Origin of the sequence: Clostridium senegalense JC122, from assembly GCF_000285575.1 — a bacterium.
Lineage (GTDB): Bacteria > Bacillota > Clostridia > Clostridiales > Clostridiaceae > Clostridium_J > Clostridium_J senegalense.
In genome coordinates this window covers 1,519,604-1,543,625 of sequence record NZ_HE611050.1, presented here as the reverse complement: position 1 = coordinate 1,543,625, position 24,022 = coordinate 1,519,604, and the positions used below count along the sequence as shown (strand labels likewise).

The 24,022-nt window shown below is 26.7% G+C and carries 17 protein-coding genes and 1 other annotated feature; of the genes, 14 read left to right on the top strand and 3 right to left on the bottom strand.

Going from position 1 to position 24,022, the window contains the following annotated elements:
- The 4 genes from CSGHG_RS20195 to CSGHG_RS07720 all read left to right on the top strand — a co-directional run.
- Positions 1–296: hypothetical protein (locus CSGHG_RS20195; RefSeq protein ID WP_010293885.1), on the top strand; the 296-nt coding region annotated here is incomplete at its 5' end.
- A gap of 319 nt (positions 297–615) precedes the next feature.
- Entirely contained in the window at positions 616–870 is a 255-nt protein-coding gene (locus CSGHG_RS23585) for an ArsR/SmtB family transcription factor (RefSeq protein WP_010293884.1), read from the top strand.
- A gap of 192 nt (positions 871–1,062) precedes the next feature.
- Positions 1,063–2,745 carry an ABC transporter ATP-binding protein gene (locus CSGHG_RS20190; protein ID WP_010293883.1) on the top strand — a complete coding sequence of 561 codons (1,683 nt, stop codon included), beginning with the start codon at positions 1,063–1,065 and terminating at the stop codon, positions 2,743–2,745.
- A gap of 75 nt (positions 2,746–2,820) precedes the next feature.
- Positions 2,821–3,459, top strand: coding sequence for an MBL fold metallo-hydrolase (locus CSGHG_RS07720; RefSeq protein ID WP_010293881.1), 639 nt, complete (start codon positions 2,821–2,823; stop codon positions 3,457–3,459).
- Between the two features lie 60 nt (positions 3,460–3,519).
- Here CSGHG_RS07720 and nrdG read toward each other — a convergent pair whose 3' ends face one another.
- Positions 3,520–4,032, bottom strand: coding sequence for an anaerobic ribonucleoside-triphosphate reductase activating protein (gene nrdG / locus CSGHG_RS07715; RefSeq protein ID WP_010293880.1), 513 nt, complete (start codon positions 4,030–4,032; stop codon positions 3,520–3,522).
- A gap of 222 nt (positions 4,033–4,254) precedes the next feature.
- Positions 4,255–4,471: a binding site (T-box leader), on the top strand.
- Between the two features lie 102 nt (positions 4,472–4,573).
- On the opposite strand from nrdG, the gene ileS reads away from it, so the two are divergent.
- The 3 genes from ileS (at position 4,574) to CSGHG_RS07700 (ending at position 9,257) form a co-directional block, all read left to right on the top strand.
- Positions 4,574–7,675, top strand: a complete 3,102-nt coding sequence (gene ileS / locus CSGHG_RS07710) for an isoleucine--tRNA ligase (protein ID WP_010293873.1) — start codon at positions 4,574–4,576, stop codon at positions 7,673–7,675.
- Positions 7,676–7,820: 145 nt separating this feature from the next.
- Complete coding sequence (locus tag CSGHG_RS07705; protein WP_010293872.1) at positions 7,821–8,087, top strand: hypothetical protein; 267 nt, start codon at positions 7,821–7,823, stop codon at positions 8,085–8,087.
- Positions 8,088–8,261: 174 nt separating this feature from the next.
- Entirely contained in the window at positions 8,262–9,257 is a 996-nt protein-coding gene (locus tag CSGHG_RS07700; RefSeq protein WP_010293870.1) for a LacI family DNA-binding transcriptional regulator, read from the top strand.
- Positions 9,258–9,282: 25 nt separating this feature from the next.
- Here the strand turns inward: CSGHG_RS07700 and CSGHG_RS07695 are convergent, their stop codons facing one another.
- On the bottom strand, positions 9,283–10,779 hold the full coding sequence (locus tag CSGHG_RS07695; protein ID WP_010293869.1) for a 4Fe-4S dicluster domain-containing protein: 1,497 nt from the start codon (positions 10,777–10,779) through the stop codon (positions 9,283–9,285).
- A 1,099-nt stretch (positions 10,780–11,878) separates the two neighbouring features.
- Here CSGHG_RS07695 and CSGHG_RS20185 point away from each other — a divergent pair.
- The 3 genes from CSGHG_RS20185 (at position 11,879) to CSGHG_RS07675 (ending at position 18,083) form a co-directional block, all read left to right on the top strand.
- Positions 11,879–15,565, top strand: a complete 3,687-nt coding sequence (locus CSGHG_RS20185) for an AAA domain-containing protein (RefSeq protein WP_155844745.1) — start codon at positions 11,879–11,881, stop codon at positions 15,563–15,565.
- A 213-nt stretch (positions 15,566–15,778) separates the two neighbouring features.
- Positions 15,779–16,138: a hypothetical protein gene (locus CSGHG_RS07685; protein WP_010293864.1), complete on the top strand. Its 360-nt coding sequence runs from the start codon at positions 15,779–15,781 to the stop codon at positions 16,136–16,138.
- 229 nt (positions 16,139–16,367) lie between these two features.
- Positions 16,368–18,083, top strand: coding sequence for a phospho-sugar mutase (locus CSGHG_RS07675; protein ID WP_010293863.1), 1,716 nt, complete (start codon positions 16,368–16,370; stop codon positions 18,081–18,083).
- A gap of 103 nt (positions 18,084–18,186) precedes the next feature.
- On the opposite strand, the gene CSGHG_RS07670 is transcribed toward CSGHG_RS07675, so the two are convergent.
- Complete coding sequence (locus CSGHG_RS07670; RefSeq protein WP_010293861.1) at positions 18,187–18,405, bottom strand: hypothetical protein; 219 nt, start codon at positions 18,403–18,405, stop codon at positions 18,187–18,189.
- 488 nt (positions 18,406–18,893) lie between these two features.
- Here CSGHG_RS07670 and CSGHG_RS07665 point away from each other — a divergent pair, with 488 nt between their 5' ends.
- From CSGHG_RS07665 to CSGHG_RS07650, 4 genes are all read left to right on the top strand, one after another.
- Complete coding sequence (locus CSGHG_RS07665) at positions 18,894–20,453, top strand: AbgT family transporter (RefSeq protein WP_010293859.1); 1,560 nt, start codon at positions 18,894–18,896, stop codon at positions 20,451–20,453.
- 222 nt (positions 20,454–20,675) lie between these two features.
- Positions 20,676–21,785 carry a M20/M25/M40 family metallo-hydrolase gene (locus tag CSGHG_RS07660; RefSeq protein WP_010293858.1) on the top strand — a complete coding sequence of 370 codons (1,110 nt, stop codon included), beginning with the start codon at positions 20,676–20,678 and terminating at the stop codon, positions 21,783–21,785.
- Positions 21,786–21,949: 164 nt separating this feature from the next.
- Positions 21,950–23,017: a mannose-1-phosphate guanylyltransferase gene (locus CSGHG_RS07655; RefSeq protein ID WP_010293857.1), complete on the top strand. Its 1,068-nt coding sequence runs from the start codon at positions 21,950–21,952 to the stop codon at positions 23,015–23,017.
- A 178-nt stretch (positions 23,018–23,195) separates the two neighbouring features.
- On the top strand, positions 23,196–23,948 hold the full coding sequence (locus CSGHG_RS07650) for a YdcF family protein (protein WP_010293856.1): 753 nt from the start codon (positions 23,196–23,198) through the stop codon (positions 23,946–23,948).
- Positions 23,949–24,022 lie beyond the last annotated feature (74 nt).

Genomic DNA, 24,022 nt, shown 5'->3' with positions numbered 1-24,022 from the left:
AATATAATAGAAATACAGAAACTTTTAATACTATAGCTCATGGTTTGCTAGGCTCATATGGCAATATAGATAATATAGAAGTGTTGTTGAATGATTTACAAGATTCAAATGAAGTATATTTAGTGGAAAAGGTTTTTAAAAGTATTATAGGGGAAAGAGATATTGAATTAAATACATTGAAAAAGATTTTAAAGTCTCAAGAAGATAAAATAGGATTTATAGAATCAATACAATGTACTACAGAGCAAAAATGGAATTTAATTTTATTTGCAAATGAACCTAAAAATATGTTTTAGAATTTTGCGAGATTATAAGAAAATATATAAAAGTGTATAAGAAAAATTTAGAAAAAATGAATAAAATAGAAGTAAAATATAATGATGAATTTGAAAAAAATTAAGAGAAAATGGATTAGATTACCTAAAGAGCATAAATGATATAATAAATTATGAGAAATTTGATGAAATAATAGTATATCCTCTTTTTGTTAATTTCTTTTCTTTTGTATATAATCTTATTGGTGATAAGTTAGAAATAGGAATAGGTTTTAAGCATAAAGAGTTTATAGATAAAATTAGGGATAAAAATTCAAATTATAAAAATTATGATGCTATTTTGAAAGTTTTGGGGGATAAAAGTAAACTAAATATAATTAAGTTATTAAATAAATCAGAAATGTATGGGACAGAAATTGCAGAAAAATTAAATTTAACAACAGCTACAGTATCGCATCATATGTCTCAATTAAGTGTTGTAGGATTAGTAACTTTAGATAGAAGTGATACAAAAGTATATTATAAGCTTAATAAAAAAAGGTTAAAAGAAGTAGTACTTTATTTAAAGAATGAATTTAATTTATCAGGTTGTTAAAATTACTTTTTTATAGAGGAGTAAGAACTAGATTATATGAAAAATAAAAATCTAGTTCTTTTATTTTAATAATATTAATGTTTTATTATTAGACTAACATCTAATAATATACTAGATATTAGTCTAACAATATAATACAATTATATTAGATATATATCTAATATATATTATGAATTTTTTAAGGAGTGGAGTATGAAAAAATATTTATTTAGGAACAAAGCATTATTAGCTTTTTCAATTTTTATGAGTATAATAATGGCCACATTAAATGTACTACTAGCTTTTATTTTCAAATACATTATAGATAGTTCAGTTAATGGTAGTAAATTAAAATTTAAATATTCAATAGAGATATTTATAATTTATCTTGTTTGTATAGTTATATTTGGGGTACTTGAAGTTATTTCTAAAGAAATGTATATAAAAAAGACAATGATAGATTTAAAAAGGGATATATTTTATAAAATCATAGAAAAAGATATAAAAAGTTTTAATGATGAAAATAGTGGTAAATATATATCTATATTATCTAATGATATGATTATGATAAAAAATGATTATTTTAATAATATATTTAAAATAATCAAAGTAAGTTGGGGTTTTATATTGGCAACTATAAGTATGTTTTTATTAAGTAAAGAAATAACTATAGCTGTTATTATATTAAGTATATTAATGCTTATTATGCCTAAAATATTTGGAGAAAAATTAAGTGAAAAGAAATTGAGATATTCTAACTCATTAGAAATATTTACATCAAAGATAAAAGATGCTTTTAATGGATTTGATGTGATAAAAACTTTTAATGTGGAAAGTAGAATAAAAAATGAATATGATAATTGGAATTCACAGGCTCAAGATTATGATTATAGATTTAATGTATATCAATCTATTATAGATGTGATAAGTATGTTTGTAGCATTAAATATATTTTCAGTAGTTTTAATACTAGGTATGTATTTAGTGATAAGAGAAAAAATAGCTATTGGGACAATGCTTGCATGCGTTCAACTATGCAATAATGTAGCTAATCCTATTGCTGAGAGCGTTAGTATTATAAACAATATAAAATCATTAAAAAGTATATCTTGTAAAGTAACAGATATTATAAAAATTGAAAAAGATGAAAAAGTATATACTAAAAAGGAGTCGTTTGATAGTAATATTATAATAGATAAATTAACATTTCAATATTATAAAAATAAAAAAGTTCTTAATGATGTTAATTTAAAATTTGAAAAAGGTAAAAAATATGCAATTGTTGGAGCAAGTGGTTGTGGGAAAAGTACATTATTAAAAATAATATTAAAGTATTATGAAGATTATGAAGGGAATATAAATATTGACGGAAAAAATTTAAAAAATATATCTACTGATAATGTATATAAAATAGCTACCATGATACATCAGAATGTATTTATATTTGATGCAACACTAAGAGAGAATATTACTCTTTTTGGTGAATATAGTGAAAAAGAAATAGAAGATGCTATTAACATTTCGGGTCTAAAAGAAGTGATAGAGAAATTAGAATGTAAATTAGAAAGTAGATTAGGCGAAAATGGAAAAGTACTATCAGGTGGAGAGAAACAAAGATTAGCTATAGCAAGAGCTATTATAAAGAAAACTCCCATATTATTTTTGGATGAAGCTACAGCATCATTGGATAATAGAACTTCTTATAAAATAGAAAAAACAATATTAAATATGAAAGATATAACAGGAGTGGTAATAACACATAGGCTTTATGAAGATATATTAAAAGAGTATGATGAAATAATAGTAATTAAAGACGGTAATATAATAGAAAAAGGAAATTTCTATAACCTTATAAATGTAAAAGGATATTTTTACAATCTTTACAGGATAGCATAATTATAAGATTAGTTAAGGAAACTATATTTTGATAGAATATAATTAAAGAATATATTATGTTTTGGAGGTTTTTTTATGAATTTAACATGGTTAGGGCATGCGTGTTTTTTAATTGAAACAAATAATGGAATTAAAATTATTACAGATCCCTTTGATGAAACTGTAGGGTATCCTATTTATAAAGGAAAGGTTGATATTGTAACTGTAAGTCATGAGCATTTTGATCATAACTATACTAAGTTTTTTAGTGATTACTCAGAAATAGTGCGCACACCAAAGTCCTTTGATTTTAAAGGTGTATCAATACAAGGTTTTCCATCATTTCATGATGAAGTTAAAGGTGCAAAACGTGGAGAAAATACTATTTTTAAAATAGAGTGCGATGGAATAAAAATTTGTCATCTAGGTGATTTAGGACATTTATTAACAGCGGAAGATATAGATCTTATAGGAGATGTAGATGTGCTTTTAATTCCAGTTGGTGATAACTATACATTAGGTGGAAAAGAAGGTGCTAAATTATCAAAAATGATAAATAGTAAAATAACTATACCTATGCATTACAAAACTCCACAATTAACTTTTGAATTAGATGGAGTAGAAAATTTTTTAACACATATGAAAATTGGAGAAAAGGTTAATGATTGTTCAATAAATGTTGAGGAATATATAGAAGAAAATAAAAAGAAAGTGCTAGTGTTAACACTCTCCTAGATAGTAATTTAAGAGAAAAAATAGATTACTAGTCAAAAAAACCTGTAGTAGAGGCTTATATTAATCTAATTTAAGCTCTACTACTTTATTTTTATTTAAACTTTCTTTTACATTTATTATTCTTTGATTGCTTGAACCTCTATATTTTAAATCGTCATCTTTCTTTGACTGATCAAATTTTCCATCAACTAAAACATCAATATTATTAAGTAGTTCATTCCAATCAGGATTTTTTTCGAAATTTTTCACAATATACTCAAATGTATACCCTGTATAACACCAAACATTTTTATTAGTTTTTTTTATTTCCTTAGCAATCTTAGCAAAAGCATTTGCTTGTTCTAAGGGGTCACCGCCACTAAATGTTACACCACTTATAAGTGGGTTTCTATTTATGTCTTCAACTATAGTATCTAGCTTATAGTCTGTTCCACAACCAAAACCATGAGTATGTGGGTTGAAGCATTCCTTACAGTTATGTTTACAACCTTGAGCAAATAGAACACGTCTAATACCAGGACCATTGTTTAAACTTTCATGTATGATACCAGCTAAATTAACTTTTTCTCCCATGATAAACGACTCCTAACTTATGTAATATTTAGTATAATACTAAGTATACTATAATATTAATGATATAAAAATACCCTTATTTTATGTATAAAATTGTATAATTAGCTACATAATATTAGGTATAGTTTAAATTAACATTAAGTTTTTGATTAATATGAGTTTTATGTAATTGACAATAAAAAAGTACTGTACTATAATTTATTTAAAATTGAAAAATTTTTTTAAAAAGCTACGAATAGGAAAAGTATTTTATCATGTAACTTAAAGAGAGTGAGGGATGGTGTGAACCTTGCAGTGATGGGTAAATGAAAATCACCTAGGAGCTGAAAACTGAATTTTAGTAAGTTTATCCGTATTTCTGCGTTAAAGAATAGAGTATTAAATTGTACTTGAATTGTTTTACCATAGGTGGTATACCGAAGTTATCTTCGTCCTATTTAGGGCGGAGTTTTTTTATTTTTACATTTAATATAAATTAGTATGTAAGTATAACTTCTATGTTTTACTATATAAAATTAGGTATAGGAAAGGAGCTAACACTATGTATAAGAAAATCGATGCTTCTAAAAGTTTTATGGATTTAGAAAAAGATGTATTAAAACTTTGGGAAGAAAAAAATGTAATTCAAAAGAACTTTGATTCAAATGAAGATGGAGAGTATTTTACTTTTTATGATGGACCTCCAACAGCAAACGGGAAACCACATGTAGGTCACGTTTTAACAAGAGTTATGAAAGATATAATTCCAAGATATAAAGTTATGAAGGGATATAAAGTTTTAAGAAAAGCTGGATGGGATACTCATGGACTTCCAGTTGAACTTGAAATAGAGAAAAAACTTGGGATATCAGGAAAACCACAAATAGAAAAATACGGGGTAGAAGACTTCGTTAAACAGTGTAAGGAAAGTGTTTTTACATATGTTGAAATGTGGAGACAAATGTCTGAAAGATTAGCTTATTGGGTAGACATGGATACTCCTTATGTAACTTTCCATAACAATTATATAGAGTCTGTTTGGTGGGCATTAAAACAAATGTGGGATAAAGAGTTAATATACAAAGGTTTTAAAATAATGCCATATTGTCCTAGATGTGGAACTACACTATCTTCACATGAAGTTGCACAAGGATATAAAGATGTAAAAGACAGTTCTGTATATGTTAAATTTAAACTTAAAAATGAAGATAAGTATGTTTTAGTTTGGACAACAACACCTTGGACATTACCAAGTAACGTTGCTTTAGCTGTTAATAAAAAATACGATTATGTAGAAGTTGTTCAAGAAGAAGAACACATAATATTATCTAAATCATTATTAGGAAAATTACAAGGTGAATATGAAATAGTTAGAGAATTTAAAGGTGAAGAGCTTTTAGGTAAAGAATATGAGCAAATGTTCACATTTGAAACTCCAAATGAAAAAGCATTTTATATTGTTCATGGAGATTATGTAACATTAACAGATGGTACTGGTATAGTTCATATAGCACCTGCATATGGTGATGACGATAGTAAAATAGGTCAGTTATATGGATTACCTATGATTAATTTAGTTGATGCAGAAGGTAAATTTGTAGATAAAGTAACTCCTTGGGCTGGAATATTTGTAAAAAAAGCAGATGAGAAAATAATTAATGCATTAAAAGAAGAGGGAAAACTTTATAAGAGTGAAAAATTCTTACACTCATATCCACATTGTTGGAGATGCGATACTCCACTTCTTTATTATCCAAGAGATAGCTGGTTTGTAAAAATGACAGCTGTTAGAGATAAATTGGTAGAAAACAACAATAAAATAAACTGGATGCCAGACAATATTAGAACAGGAAGAATGGGAAATTTCTTAGAAGGTGTTATTGACTGGGGAATTTCAAGAAATAGATATTGGGGAACTCCACTTCCAATATGGGAATGTGAATGTGGACATAGAGAAATGATAGGAAGCATTGCAGAACTTAAGGAAAAGGGAATAAATGTTCCAGAGGATATAGAACTTCATAAGCCATATATAGATAATGTGCATTTAAATTGCCCTCATTGTTCTAAAGAAATGACAAGAGTAGAGGAAGTTATAGATTGTTGGTTTGACTCTGGTTCAATGCCATTTGCTCAACACCATTATCCGTTTGAAAATAAGGAATTATTTGAAGAGAATTTCCCAGCACAATTTATTTCAGAAGCTGTTGACCAAACAAGGGGATGGTTCTATACATTACTTGCAATATCAACAGTAGTATTTGAAAAGAATCCATTTGAAAACTGTATAGTACTTGGACACGTTTTAGATAGAGACGGATTAAAAATGTCTAAACATAAAGGAAATGTATTAAGTCCATTTACTGTATTAGAAAATCAAGGAGCAGATGCTTTAAGATGGTATTTCTACACTGCTAGTGCACCATGGTTACCATCAAGATTCTATGAAGAGGCAGTTATAGAAGCTCAAAGAAAATTCATAGGCACATTATGGAATGTATACTCTTTCTATATTCTATATGCTGAGTTAGATAAATTTGATCCAACTAAATACGAAGATTTTGTATCTGAAAATGTAATGGACAAATGGATGATGTCTAAGCTAAATTCACTAATTAAATCTACTGATGAACATTTAGAAAATTATAGAATAACACAAGGTGCTAAAGAGCTTGAAGAATTTGTTGATGAACTTTCAAATTGGTATGTAAGAAGAAATAGATCTAGATACTGGGTTGAAGAGTTAACAGAAGATAAAATAGGAGCATATATGACACTTTATAGAGTGTTAACTACTTTAGCTAAGATTGCTTCTCCATTTATACCATTTGTAACTGAGGAAATCTATCAAAACTTAGTAGTTGCATTTGATAAAAATGCACCAGAAAGTGTTCACTTATGTAAATGGCCAGAATACAAAGCTGAATTAGTAGATGCTAATTTAGAAGAAGATATGGATAGAGCATATACAATAGTTAAGCTTGGAAGAAGTGCAAGAAATGGAGCTAACATAAAGAATAGACAGCCACTTGGTAAAATGTTAGTTTCTGCAAAGTCTCTTCCAGAGTATTATGGAGATATAGTTAAAGATGAGCTTAATATAAAAGAAGTAGAGCTAGGTGCAGACCTTTCTAAATATGTTAACTTTGAAATAAAACCAAATCTTCCTGTACTAGGAAAGGCTTATGGTAAATTAATACCAGGAATAAGAAAAGCTATTGGCGAAATGAACCAAATGGAACTTGCACAAACTATAAATAATGGAAACACTGTAAATATAGAAGTTAATGGAACAGATATAGAATTAAATAGTGAAAAATTATTAATAACAATGCAAGGTCTTGAGGGATATGCATTTGCTGGTGAAGGTGAAATGGGAGTAGTTTTAGATACTACAATTACTCAAGAACTTAGAGAAGAAGGTCATGTAAGAGAGATATTAAGTAAAATTCAAAACATGAGAAAAGAAAATGGTTTTGAAGTTGCAGATAAAATTAATATCTATGTTACAGGAAATGAAATGTTAGAGAATATAATTAAGAAGTTTGAAGAACAAATAGCAAAAGATACTCTTGCAGTAGAGATTGTTTATGGTGGAAATGCAAACTATCAAGAAGTTAAAGTTAATGGAGAAAATTTAAAACTTACAGTTGAAAAACTATAGTATATTTTAGGAGAGTATTTAAAATAATATTTATTATTTTAGGAGATACTCTCCTTTAAATTTTAAGTTAGTATAAAATATATAGAATATAGGAGTTAAAAATAAAATATATTAATATTAAATTTATTCTATTTAGGAGGATTTTATGGTTTGGGATAAAAATATATTTTATATAATAGTTTTATTTAACTTACCTATAATAATTATGTTTTTTGTATTTTGGAGAAATAATATTAATAGTAAAATTATTAAAATAAACTTAGAGGAAAATGAAAATTTAGATGAAGGAAAAATTATTAAATTGAATAATAAAAAGGTTATAGCGAAAGAATCTTTAAAGTTGATATTGATACCATTATTATTAATATTTTTTGATTATTACATTTGTATAAAAATGTTGGAAATTCTGTGAATGTTCCAACAAAAACAAGGTTAATTGTTAGAAAATTTAATTTATATTTAAAAGAATACAAACATATTGTTGATTTATAACATATATTTTAATTTATAGGGAAAAACTATTGTAAATTGCACAAGTATAACTTACTATAGATAGTAAGTTTAATTTATAATAGGAGTGATTAATGTGGCGGCTTCAATAAAAGATGTAGCTAAAGAAGCGGGAGTATCAATAGCAACTGTTTCTAGAGTATTAAATGGTATAAATGTGGTTAATGAGGATACTAAGAAAAAAGTGCTAGATGCTATAGATAAATTAGGCTATAGACCTAACATCTTAGCTAGGAGCTTAAAGACTCATAAATCCAGTACTATAGGGATCATAATTCCAGATATAGCAAGTGATATTTTCCCAGAGGTTGTTAGGGGAGCAGAAGATGTTGCTAATATATATAACTACAATATAATGTTATGTAATACAGATTTGGATATAGAAAAAGAAAAAGACAGTTTTAGAATGTTAAAAGAGAAGATGGTGGACGGTATATTATATATGGGAAATGCTCTTGTGAAAGAAGTAGAAGACTTTATAAATGAACTAGAAATACCTGTAGTAACTGTCGGAACAGAGGATTCTCAAAAAAAATATCCAAGTGTAACTATAGATATATTTCAAGCTGCATATGATGCAACAAAATATCTTATAGAAAAAGGTAATAAAAAAATAGCTTATATTGGATTTTTCCCTGAAATGTATGGAGGAAATTACAAACAATTTTTTGAAGGATACAAAAAAGCTGTTGAAGAAAATCTAGAGTATGATGATAATTTAGTATATTTTTCATCCTTGAATGCGCAAGAAGGATTTAAAGGTACAAATGAAATATTAAGTAAACATTCTTTTGATGCTATTTTTTGTAGCAGTGATGAAGTTGCAGTCGGTGCTATAAATGCGCTAAGGGAAAAAAATATAAAGGTGCCAGATGAAGTAAGTGTTATGGGATTTAATGATACAGATTTAGCAGCTATGTATTATCCAACTTTAACAACAGTATCTCAACCACTATATGATATGGGTTCTTTAAGTATGAGAGCTTTAATTAAAATTTTAAATAAAGATGAAATTGATACTAAAGAATTTGTTTTACCATATGAAATAGTTGAAAGAAACTCATGTAAATAAAAAAAGAGGCAAAGCCTCTTTTTTTTTATTCAGATAAATCTCTTTCTAAATCTAAATCTTTATAATCATCAATTTTAGGATTATCAATTACTGCTTTATGTGTAGATTTTGCATTTTCTTTAGCAAAAGTTGCTCTAGTAGAAAGTGGAGGTAATACAGTAGCAGCACCACCAACGCAACCACCTTCGCACATCATGCCTTCTATGAAATTGCCTTGAAGTCTACCTATACTAGCCATAGTCATAGTTTTCTTTATATCAAAAGGTCCACTTACTTTTATTGGCTTAAATTGAACATCAATACTTTCAGTTTTTATATAATTTTCAATAGCAGAAGTTAATCCACCACCAGCTGCAAAGCCACGGCCGTAAATTGAAGCATCATCAGCTGGTAGAGTTTCACAGTTCTCAGGATCCATATTAAAAGCATCTAAGAGAGCAGAAATTTCTTCAAAAGTTAAAACATAATCTATTATGTCTTTAACATCATCTCTACGCATTTCTGCTTTTTTTGCTGTACAAGGTCCAATAAAAACTATTTTAGCTTCAGGGTCTATAGATTTTATATACTTTCCTGTAGCTATCATAGGTGAAACTGTTGATGATATATTTATAGATTCTTTAGGAAATTTTTTATTTATATACGTTAAGAAAGCTGGACAACAAGAATTAGTCATATACTTGCTACCATTGTTCATTCTATGAACAAATTCATTACTTTCGTTTATTGTTACGATATCTGCACCACAAGCAGCTTCATACATATCTTTAAACCCTACATTAATAAGTGCAGCTTTAATTTGTCCTAAAGTTACATTAGGTCCGAATTGACCAGCAATTGCAGGTGCGACTACAGCATAAAGATTTTCTTTGTTTGCAAGTCTTCTTGCTACAGGTTCAATCAAGCTTTTATCAGAGATTGCACCAAAAGGGCAAGCTTTCATACATGCACCACATTCAATACAAAGTTCTTCCTTAATTAAAGCTCGTCTATCCTCCGCTACTGAAAGAGCACCAGTAGGACATACAACTTTACAAGGTCTTAGAACTTCAGAAATAGCATGGTATGGACATTGTTTTTTGCATAATCCACATTCTTTACAAAGTTCTTGGTTTATAAAAGCTTTTCCATTAACTCGTACCATTGCTTTAGTTGGACAAACTTCCATGCATTTATGTGCAACGCAGCCTCTACAGGCTTCAGTAACTGTATATTTATTTATTGGACATTTATCACAAGCGGCTTCAACAACATATATAACTTGATCTCTGTTTTTTATATCTTCAAGATGATTCATATCATCTCCTTTAGGTAAGTAACCAGCTGCTAGTTTAGCACGTTGACCAACAATTACTCTTTCTTTATAAACACAACATCTATATTGTGGTTTATCTTCATCCACTATAGTTTCATGAATTTTACTTAATTCTTCTGTCGTTAGTCTATCTTCTTTAGCTAAAATTGCAACACTCTTTAAAACATTGTGTTTAACTTTTTTTAACTGTGTTTCAAATATAAACATATGAGCATCCCCTTTAATTCATATAATTTTAAGTTGTAAAGTGAGGTAAATAAAATACCTTTCAGTAAAAAAATAGTTATGTCAATTAAATTATGTAATAAATAATAAAATTTAATTGTTAAAATATCATTTAAAAATTAATAACGTTTTAAGTAATATATGTACTGTCCAATGGTTGTTTATAGAAAAAATTTAATATATATAGTAAATGTTTACGTTGCAATATTATTATACTACAAAATGTTAAAAAAATATCCAACTTAACTTGCAAAAATTAAAAAAATATGAATTATTTAGAACATTTTTCAGAAAGGTTTAGTATAAACTAAGTAATTGTAAAAAAAATACATAATGTAAAATATATTTATATTAAAAACAAACAATTTCCTAAAAAGAACTAAAAAATAACAAAATAAGATAAAAAATTAGTGTTTATAAAGTACTCTTAAGAAGTCTAGCCATATTTATATATGGAAAAAGTAATTTATTGTGTAAAATACTAGTATAAACTATAATAAGGGATAAGAGTTAAACAATAATAAGATATCTAAAAGCAATTTTCAAAATAAAAAGTTAGGCTTCAAAATTAAGTTTTTTGATAAAAAATAATTAATCACCATAAAAAACAATCACTATATATTTTCATTTAACCTGAAAAATATTACTTAATAAAAAAATAAAACTCTAAGTTAAATTTTGTAATGTAACTGAAAATATAAATAATAGGAAAATTTATGATAAGTTAATATAAAAATATGGAGGGGTAAAATTTGGATATAAATAAAAAAGTAGAGCAAATATTTACATATCTTCTTAGTGTGAAAAATATTAATGATAAAAAATAAGAAATGTAAATGAATATGAAGAAATATTTTTTGAGTCTAGTTTATCAGATTTATTAGGAGTTAAGTTAAATAGTGAAGTTGATGAAAATTGGGTTGAAATAGAAAAAATTAACAAAGAATTATATGATAAATTTTCTAAAATATATTTAAAATTACAGAAAAATGGTGAGAATTTAGAAATAGTTTATGGTCACGGATTACTTGTAGGAAATATTGATGATGTTAATGTGAATCACCCTATACTAACTACAAAAATGACATTAAATTTTGATGAAAAAAATAGTAAATTCACTTTAAAGCCATATAATAATATTGCTAATGCTGAACTTGATTTTTTAACTGACATAAATAATATATCACTTGAAAATGTAATTAAGAATTCAGTAGAATTAAAAAACTTAGGAATTGACGTAAAAAGTGATGACGATGTTATAAAGGGTATAAAGTATATATCAGATTCTCTTAAAATAGATTTTGATGGCAATTATGGTAAGTTTACTTCTCTTTTAGATATAAATTATAAAGAAGGATTATTCTTTTACAATGAACCAATCATTATTTTTAGAAAAGTTGATACAAGACTTTGGAATGTAGAATTAAATTCTATGATTCAACATATAAAAAATGGTGGTGTAATACCTAAGACTATAGAGGCTTTGGTAAAAAATGAAGAATTAAAGGAAGATGATTTAGCTGTTGAAAAATGGAGTGAATTAGGAGAAGATTTGCTATTCCCACTACCGTATAATGAGGAACAAAAAGATATTGTAAAAAGGATTTCAGAGAACTTTGGGGTTGTGGTTCAAGGTCCTCCGGGAACAGGAAAAAGTCATACTATAGTAAATTTAATTTGTCATTTATTAGCTCATGGAAAAAGGGTATTAGTAACAAGTCAAACGGATAGAGCTCTTAGGGTTTTAAACAATAAAATTCCTAATGAAATAAGGTCATTATGTATGAGTATTTTAGGTGATGATGCTAAAGCTATGGATGAACTTGATAATTCTGTAAGGAAAATAACAGAAAATTTATCTTTAGATACATTGGAATTAAAAAAACAATTTAAGTTTTTAAGATATAAATTGAAAGAGTGCAGGGCTAATCAAGAGGCAATATATGAAGAGCTAAAGAAAATAGAAGAAAATGAAAACTTAACCATTGAATATAATGGGGATAAATATACTTTAATGGATATGGCTCAGTATATTAGAGAACATGAGGATTTAAATTATATTGATGATAATCTTTGTATAAAAGATCATCCTCCAATAAATGAGGATGAGTTAAATAACGTTATACAGCTTTTGGAAACTTTTGATAATAATGATTTAGAGTTTTACGAAGGTATAAAAGGGAATATTTCAAAACTTCCTAACTTAGAAATTGTAATAAAACTTATGACTCAGTATATAAAAGAAGTAGTTAATATAGAACATCATAATAAAGTTTTAGCTAATTGGAGTGATAAAGATATAACTAGCTATAATAATAGTCATTTAATTAATTTATTAGATGAGGGTTATAAAACTTTATGTGAAATAGAAGACACTTATATTGCAAAACTTATGAAAGTTTATCATGGCAGTGATACTTCTAAAGAGTTTTGGGATAGTTTTTTAAAGCATTGCAAAGAACAAATTAGCGAAATATCAAATTTAAAAGTTGAATTAAACAAGAGTAGTATAGAATTACCATCAGACTTAGATTTTGATAAGTTCAAAAAAGATTTTAAATATGTAGATAAAGTTATCAATGAAAAGGGAAAAGTAACAACTTTTTTTAAGATGTTACATGGAAATGTTAAGTATATATTGGAAGATATAAAAGTAAATTACAATAATATAACATCAAAAGAACAAGTAGAAATAATAAATATGTATATAAAGCTTAATGAATTAGAACGTGACTTTAAAAATTATTTTAACAATGGTATTACAGAATTAGATGGAGAAACTTTGGATATCAATGAAAAAAATTATATAGTTAAAGTAGAAGATGTAATACAGAATATAGAAATAGTTACAAATTGGGATTCTAACTATAAAGATAAAATATTAAATTTATTAAAAGCAAAACATTTTAGTAAAGAAATAGATTTATATAATAAAGATACTTTTAGTTATATAAAAGAATCACTAATAAGTTTACGTTCAGTAAAAAATATAAACTCTATAAAAAATGAAATAAATAATATATTAAAAGAACTAAGAAAGTATAGTGTTTTTGAGGAACTATCAAATAATATAGAAAAAGGTAATGTAAGATTTATAAAGACATATAATGAAAGAGTTTCTTATTTAAGAACTAATGCATATAGATTGGACAAACTTATATTGCTTAGAGATAAAATGTTAAAGGTATGTCCTAAAGTTACTAAATATATGTTTGCGTTAAGAGGGGATACTTTAAAGAATGAGTTTGTGAAGTTTCATGATGCATTTAAGTACAAGGTTTTCTATGATTATGTAATCATGATGCATGTTAATGATATTATGAAGTTAGAAAAAAATCTGCACCAAGAAAAAATAATAGAAAATAACCTGGTAAAAGAAATTGTTAGTAAGCAAAGCTGGTATAATCAAATACAAAGAACTACTGAATCTCAAAAAAGAAGTCTTTTCGCATGGATGGAATCTATAAAAAGAATTGGTAAAGGAACTGGAGCGCAAGCTATAAAATATAGAAAAATGGCTCAAAAAGAAATGGAAAAGTGTAAAGATGTTATTCCAGTATGGATAATGCCAATTAATAGAGTTATAGAAAATTTACAGGTAAATGAAAATTTATTTGATGTAATAATTGTTGATGAAAGCAGTCAAAGTGATATAACAGCATTAACAACACTTATGAGGGCAGAAAGAGCGGTCATTGTTGGAGATGAAAAACAGATAAGTCCAGAGGCTATAGGAAAAGATGCAGAAACCGTAGAAAAACTTATAGAAACATATTTAAAAGGCATACCAGATTCACAGTGGTTTGATTTAAAAACAAGTTTGTATACAACTGCATTAAGAGTATTTCCAAACAGATTAGTTTTAAAAGAGCATTTTAGAAGTGTTGAGGATATAATAGGATTTAGTAATGGAATTTCATACTCTAATGAAATAATTCCATTAAGATGTAGTAAAAATGATAACCCATTAAAAGAACCATTAAAAACTACTAAGGTAGATGAAGCATTTAGGGATGATAAAAAGTCTATAAATTTAAAAGAGGCATATGCTATAGTTGATAAAATAGAAGAATGTATAAATGATAAGAATTATGAAAATATGACCATAGGGGTCATATCTTTATTAGGAGATACTCAAGCTGAGGTTATTGAAAATTTACTAGTTGAACGAATTGGAATGGAAGAAATGGTAAAAAGAAATATTGTTTGTGGAGATGCTTATTCATTCCAGGGTGATGAAAGAGATGTTATATTTTTATCATTAGTTATTGCAAACAATGTTAAATATAATACACTTGCAAAAGAATCTGATATTAGAAGATTTAATGTAGCTGCAAGTAGAGCTAGAAATCAAATGTGGCTATTCCATTCTGTAGATTTAGAAGATTTAAATTCGAAGTGTATAAGATATAAGCTTTTAGATTATTGTATGAATTATAAAAAGCATAATAATGCTAATTATAGCAATAATATAATATTGAGTGACTTTGAAGAAGATGTATTAAAAAAATTAGAAAAAAATAGTTTTAAGGTGATGCCAAAAGTTAAAGTTGGAAAATATAATATAGATTTTATGGTAGATGCAGAAAAACGCATAGCAGTAGAGTGTGTAGGTGGAAAAAGAAGTGATAAATATTCTTGGAAAGAAACTTTGCAAAGACAACATACATTAGAGCGTGTTGGATGGAGATTTTATAAATTAAGAAGTAGTGAGTTTTACTTAAATCCAGAAGTTGCACTTGATAAGCTAGAAGAGTTTGTGAAATAGGAAAAGTGGAGAATTAGTCTCCATTTTTCTTATACATAGCTTAAAAGGGATTTTTATATAAGGTAAATGTAAAAGTTATAGAAAGTTTGTATTGCATTAATTGTGCAATAGATATTAGAATAATATATAATATATAAATGTTAGATATTGTGGTTTAAGTATATTATCTTATATATAATAAATATAAAAGTCATATATAAAGGAGTTAGTTATATGAAAAATACATATGAAAAGTTAATTTTAATGTTTAATAATAGTGGTGAAAAAATAAAAGTTGGAGAAATGTTAAAAAAAGAAACTAAATATTATTTTAAGTATAATATTGAAGGCGTTAATAAAGCTAAAGAATTTGGATTTGAAGCATTATCTAATTTCCCAAGAATAAATGCTGAGTATTTTAAAGAAGAACTTTTTACAGAGTTTAAAGAAAGATTAGCTTCTGAACATCTTAATGATGAAGAAATATTCGCTTTACTTAAAAAAACTGGTGGGAAATTAGCAGAAGATAACTTAGAATTTGTATCTGAAGATAAGAATGAAGAAGAGGAAATAGAAGAGAAAATAGAAGAGTAAAATTAAACGAAATTTTCTAATATAATTACATATATTAATATTATGACATGTGCTATTTAAAAGTTTGCATTCTATACATTTGCATAACTTATATTAAGTGTAAAAAACTTGATTCAAATTAGCACATGTTTTTTAAGTCATATAAAAAGAAATAAGAGAATAAAAATTTATGATAATACTGAGTTTATTATTTATTTGATTATGTATAAGGTAAGAAAGGAGAAAATGAATGAAAAATGATTATAAAACAAGATATGATTCATGGATGAGTTGTGAAATTATAGACGAATTAAGCAAAAAAGAGCTTATAAATATAGATGAAGATGAAATAGAAGATAGATTTCATAAAGAATTGGAATTTGGAACTGGTGGACTTAGAGGTATAATGGGAAGCGGAACTAATAGATTAAATAAATATACTGTAGGTAAAGCAACAGAAGGTTTTTCTAATTACCTAATAAAAAAGTATAAAAGTAATATTTCTGTGGCTATTGCATATGACTCTAGAAACAACTCCAAAGAATTTGCTATATGTGCAGCTAATATATTGGCAAGCAATGGTATAAAAGCATATATATTTAAAGAGTTAACACCTACACCTATATTATCTTTTGCAGTAAGAGAATTAAAGTGTAATGGTGGAATAGTAATAACAGCATCTCATAATCCTAAAGAATATAATGGATATAAGGTATATGATGACAAAGGGGTTCAAGTTACAGATAATATTGCTAAGAACATACTTGAAGAAATTAGTGTTATTGAAGAATTTAAAAGTATAAAAGGATTATATAAAACTCAGTCAGAAAAAGAATGTCTTGTAGAAGAAATAGGTGAGGAATTTATATTAAATTACCTAAATAAGGTTAAAGGTATATTAATTAGAAAAGATATAATAAAGAAATATGGAACAAATTTAAACATCGTATATACTCCACTTCATGGCACAGGAAGAAAACCTATAATTTCAATTATGAAGGATTTAAATTATACATTTCAGGTGGTAAAAAAGCAGGAAAAACCAGATGGAAATTTTCCTACTGTACCTTATCCTAATCCAGAACAGCCTGAAGTATTTAAATTAGGAATTGAAATTGCAAAAGAAAGGAATGCAGATATAATATTAGCTACTGATCCTGATTGTGATAGAATTGGTGTTATGGCAAAAGACTTCACAGGTGACTATAAAATTTTAACAGGAAATGAAGTTGGAGTACTTTTAAGTTATTATATATTAAGCAGTCTAAAGGAAAAGGATAAGCTTTTAAAAAATTCTATTATAGTAAAAACTATAGTAAGTACGGATATGGTGAAAAAGTTTAAAAACGATTTTCAATTTGATGTTTTAGAAGTGCTTACAGGTTTTAAATATATTGGGGAGTTAATAGAGAAAAATAAAGATAAAAATTTTCTACTAGGATTTGAGGAAAGTTATGGATACTTAATGGGTGATTTTGTTAGAGATAAAGATGCAGTTATTGCTTTATCAATTATTTGCGAAATGACATTGTATTATAAACTTAAAGGATTAACATTACATCAGAAACTAAAAAACATATATGAAAAATATGGGTATAATAAAGAAAAGCTATTATCCTTTGAATTTAAAGGTATAAAAGGAAAAGAAAAAATAGAGTCTATAATAAGGGAATTTAAAGATAAGTTTTATTATATAGTTAAAGAAAATAATATGGAAGTTGAAATATTAGAAAATTACGAAAATGGCGAAAGGGAAATTATAAAATATAAAAAATGTGAAAAATTATTTTTACCTAAAGCTAAAGTACTAAAATTTATATTAAAGGATGGTTCTTGGATTGTAGTTAGGCCTTCCGGTACTGAGCCTAAAATTAAATTTTATTTATCTGCAACGGGAGCATCAGAAAAAGAATGTATAGATAAAATTAATAAGTTTGAGAAAATAATTAAAAAAATAATTAATTAAAAATTATAGCCCTCATTATAAATAATGAGGGCTAGAGGTATTTTATAAGATAAATTGCTCAATTACAGAGTAAAGAGCATAAACACTGGCAATTGTAAAAAAGTTATTGAGAGTCATAAGAACCTGTTTTTACTACATTGTGTTTAAAATGTGTAATATCTTCACCATTTGCATTAGTAAAGTCTACAGTTCTTTTATAATCTAAATCAAATTTTGGATTAAGTGCAGATTTAGAAGTACTATTAGGGTCATTTTCTACTAAATTAGATGGATGTTTTAAATCATTACTATTTAAAGGACTATCAATTTCATACATATACAAAATTAACACCTCCATATTTTAAATTAAAATCTTTCACAAATATAGAATTAGTAATTTCAATAGAAAATATTCATTAAAAAATATATTTTTTATTAATATTAAATTAAATAAAAAAATGATAAAAAATATAAAAACAAATTAATTAAATGTTTAAAGAAAATTAATAAAAGATTAATAAAATTAATTAAATTAAAAAACAGATAAAAGAATAAAGGCAACAAAAAAATTGCAATATATAAAATTTGACAATATAAATAAATATAGAATTAGAGAATTGATGAAATATAATAAATATAGTAAAATAGCGATAAGTATATAAAATTTAATAAATAATGAACGAGATGTGTATATTCAGAAAATTTTATAGTATAAATTTAATTGACTGAAACAAATTCATATGCTAACATTCAAATTGTCCGAAATTTTTTCCAAATAATTAATTTAAGGACAAAATTTTCAAAAACAGAATAAATTTAGGGGGAGAACTTATGGAGGCTAAAGTCGAGAAAAGAAAAAGTTTGTTTCAAAGGTTCTTGGATGGAGTAGAAAGAGTTGGAAATGCTCTGCCACATCCAGTGACAATATTTTTTATCCTATGTCTTATCGTTATGGTTGTATCACATATATGCTATAAGATGGGTGTTTCTGTTAACTTCACAAAAATTGATAAAGAAACTAAAGAAGTTACAGATTCAGTAGTTGCAGTTGTAAGCTTATTAACACCAGATGGTATAAGGTATATATTTGAAAATGCGGTAAAGAATTTTACAAGTTTTGCGCCACTAGGAACAGTTTTAGTTGCTATGTTAGGTGTTGGAGTTGCAGAGGGGACAGGACTTATATCAACATTAATAAGAAAATTAGTTTTATCAACTCCAAAGAGCTTAATAACAGCAGTAGTTGTTTTTGCTGGTATAATGTCAAACATTGCATCAGATGCAGGGTATATAGTGTTAATACCACTAGGAGCATTAATATTTGCTAGTTTTAAAAGACATCCAATGGCAGGTATTGCAGCTGCTTTTGCAGGGGTATCTGGAGGGTTTAGTGCAAACTTGGTTATTGGAACTATAGATCCATTACTAGCAGGATTAAGTACAGAAGCTGCTAGAATGGCTGATCCAGCTTATTATGTTAACCCAATGTCAAATGTTTATTTTATGTTTGTATCTACATTTTTAATAACTATTTTAGGTACACTGATAACTGAAAAATTAATAGAACCAAGACTTGGTGAATACAAAGGTTCTACAGAAGAATTAAAATTGGATAAAATAAGTAAAGAAGAAAAAAGAGGAATGAAATTTGCTGGATTATCATTACTAGTATTAGTAATAGGAACTATAATATTAGTAGCACCAAAAGGAGCTATTTTAAGGCATCCTGAAACAAATTCAGTTATTGAACATTCTCCATTTATGAATGGAATAGTTTTTGTAATAATGATGTATTTCTTAATTCCAGCAGTAGCTTATGGAATAGGAGCAGGAACAATAAAAGATGATAAGCAAGTAGTTTCAGCTATGAGTAAAGCAATGGCAGGCATGGGTGGATATTTAGTGTTAGCCTTTGTTGCATCACAATTTATAGCATACTTTAATTATACTCAACTAGGAACAATAATTGCAGTAAAAGGAGCAGCTGGATTAAAAGCTATGAAATTTACTGGAATACCATTAATAGTGGCATTTATAATAGTTACAGGATTTATAAACTTATTTATGGGTTCTGCATCAGCTAAATGGGCTATTATGGCACCGATATTTGTACCATTATTCATGCAAGTAGGATTATCACCAGAATTAACACAGGTTGCATATAGAATAGGAGATTCAACAACAAACATTATATCTCCACTTATGAGTTACTTTGCACTTATAGTAACAGTAGCACAAACTTATGATGAGGATTCAGGAATTGGTACTATAATATCAACAATGTTACCATATTCAATGATTTTCTTAATTGGATGGACTATGTTACTTATGGTGTGGTTTGCTTTAGGATTACCATTAGGACCAGGAGCACCATTACATTTTCCAATATAGAATTAATTAAGTTTTTATATAGTGAAAATAGGTGCTAAAGTGTTAAAAATTTTGGCACCTATTTTTTCTTTTAATAAATCAATTATTAAAAAGTGAAAAAATTTTAATAATTTATACAAAATACGTTTACTTTGTTGGCAATATAATTTAAAATAATAATAAATATTATTACTATAATAATTGTAATAAAAGTAATTAAATTACATAAAATAGGAGGGTGACATGGTAAATAAAGAAAGAATATTAAATGAGTTTTTAAAGTATGTTCAAATCGATAGTGAAACTAAAAATGAAAAAGAGTTTGCAAACTTCATATTAAATGAATTAAAGGATTTAGGCTTAGAAGTTGAAATGGATGATGCAGGATCTAAAGTTGGATCTAATGCAGGAAATGTTATAGCTAAATTAAGTGGAACAAAAAAGGTACAACCTATATTATTTAGTTGTCATATGGATACAGTGTCTCCTGGTAATGGAATTAAACCAATAATAAAGGATGATGTTATATACAGTGATGGAACAACAATATTAGGTGGAGACAATAAAGCTGGTATAGCTGCAATAGTCGAAGCTTTAAGAGTTATAAAAGAAAATAATATAGAACATGGACCATTAGAGATAGTATTTTCTATATTTGAAGAAGGTGGATTATTTGGTTCTAAGAATTTAGATTATTCTAAGTTAGATTCAAAAATTGCATTTGTACTTGATAGTGGTGGAGAGCCAGGACAAATAATAGTTAAAGGACCAGCACAAGATGCAATTACAGTAACTGTAAAAGGAATTCCAGCTCACGCAGGAGTATGTCCAGAAGAGGGTGTAAGTGCAATACAAGTTGCAGCACATGCTATAAGTAATATGAAGCTTTTAAGAATAGACGAAGAAACAACTGCTAACATAGGAAAAATAGTAGCCGATGGACCAAATAACATAGTATCTCCAATAGTTGAAATAAAGGCAGAAGCTAGAAGTTTAAATAAAGAAAAATTAGATGCTCAAACAAATCATATGCGTAAATGTTTTGAAGATGCAGGTAAAAAGTTTGGAGCTGAAATTGAATTTGAAGCTACTAGAATGTATCAACCATTTAATGTTTCAGAAAGTGAAAATGTAGTTGAAATAGCTAAAACTGCATGTAAAAATCTTAACTTACCAATGGTATTACAAGGAACAGGTGGTGGAAGTGATACTAATGTTCTAAATGCCAATGGTTTAAAAGCAGTTAATTTAGGAATTGGTGAGAGAAAAGCACATACTTTAGAAGAACATCTTCATATTAAAGATTTAGTTAGTGCATCTAAGTTAGTTCTTGAAATAATTAAAACTGTATAATTGAAAATTAAGCATGGCTAAATATATTTTAAAGTATGTTTAGTGCATGCTTTTTTATATATTAACAAAAAAATAAATTAATTAACAAAAATTATGCAGAAGACTATCACAAAAAAAATAAGATTTACATAAAATAGAATTAAGCAATAAATAAAGGTGATATTTTGTTATATGCATTAATCTTAGCAGGTGGAAAAGGAACAAGATTATATCCCTTATCAAGATCAGATAATCCAAAACAGTTTTTAAAAACTGTAAACAATAAAAGTTTTCTTAGAAATACTGTTGATAGGATTAAGCCAATAATCGATAGAGAAAATATCTTTGTTGTTACTAATAAAGAATATATAGATAAAATATATGAGGAGTTGCCTGAAATAAATAAGGAAAATATATTTATGGAGCCTGAGAATAAAGAGACTGCTACTTGTATAGGTTTGTCTGCTGCAAAGCTTCTAAAAAAAGATAAAGAAGCTGTTATGGTAGTGTTACCATCTGATCACTATATTGAAGGTGAAAAGCAGTTTGCAGAAACTATAAATCAAGCAATAGAAATAGCAGATAAAAAAAGAGGGCTTGTAACAATAGGGGTAAATCCTACTAGACCAGAAACTGGATATGGGTATATAGAAATGGGAAGACCAGTTGTAGCTGCGATACCAACGTTTAGAGTGGAACGATTTACAGAAAAACCAAATTCAGAAGTGGCTAAAGACTTTCTATTGAAAGGGACTTATTTATGGAACAGTGGAATGTTTGTATGGAGGGCTGATATATATTTAAGAGAGATGCAAAGATATCTCCCTAAAATGTATGAATGTATAAATAAAATATATCAAAGTATTGGAGAAGATGATGAAGAAAAGATTATAAGCGAACAGTATCAAAAGATTGATGGTATATCTGTAGATTTTGGAATTATGCAAAAAACTAGAAAGGCATATGTTATAAAATGTGGTTTTGTTTGGGATGATATAGGAAGTTTCAATGCATTAACTAGATTTTTAAAACAAAAAAAAGGTAACAATATATCAGGGCCATCATTTTTAGATGAAAGTGAAAACTGTTCAATATTTGGTAAAGATAAACTAATTATTGGCTTTGGACTAAAAGATTTGGTTATTGTAGATGCGGGGGATGTTATACTTGTGATGGATAAGTCGAAGGATCAAGAAATGAAATATTTATTAAATTCTATTAAGGAGCAGGAAGGGTTAAAAGAATTTTTATAATATAGTTTTGATATCTATAAAAAACACTATCAATTATTTAATTGTTAGTGTTTTTTATTATAAAAATTTAAAGTAAGAATTGAGAATAAAAAATAAAAATTTATAAAGTGTAAGTTAGTATAAAGCAAGTATGTTATTATGTTATGTATAGAATTAATTATGTTGATTAGGAGCGGAGATGAAAAGATTATTTTTTATTTTAGGTATTTTATGTATAGGATATTTTTTATGTATAAATATGATTTTGGGTTACATTACTTTTAGTAGTTTTTATTTAATTATAGGTATTGCTCTTATATTATATGGAAAATTTAGAGAAAAAATATTTTCCTATAATGCAAAAAATAAAATACAAAAGGTTATAAAAACTGTTGTAATTGTTTGCATTTTGATATTTATCGTAACAGAGTCGTATATAATTTTATATCCCAAAAAAAGCATAGAACATTGTGATTATATAATTGTATTAGGAGCAGGTATTAAAGGAGAAACATTAAGCACTACACTAAAGGATAGATTAAATTCTACACTTGATTATATAAATAAAACTAATTTTGAAGGTGTAATAGTAGTATCTGGTGGAAAAGGTCCTAATGAAAATATTAGTGAAGCAGAAGGTATGAAAAGGTATTTAGTAACTAAGGGAATGGATGACAATAGGATTATTATGGAGAATAAGTCTACAAATACTTATGAAAATTTTAAGTATTCTAAGGTTATAATAGAGAATATAACTGGTACAGAAATAGGAGAAAAGGATATTACAATTGTAACAACAGATTTTCATGGCGCAAGAAGCAAAATGCTAGCGAGTCGAAATGAATATAAAAATGTTAGATTATATACTAGTAGTACTAGATGGTATTTGGTTCCAGTAATGTATGCAAGAGAATTTTTTGCTTTTGGAAAATCTATAGTTTTTGACAAATAGAAATTAAAAAATATTTTACTTTTTTATGGTAAATTTCATGTTATAATGTAAATATATAATATTATAAAAATATT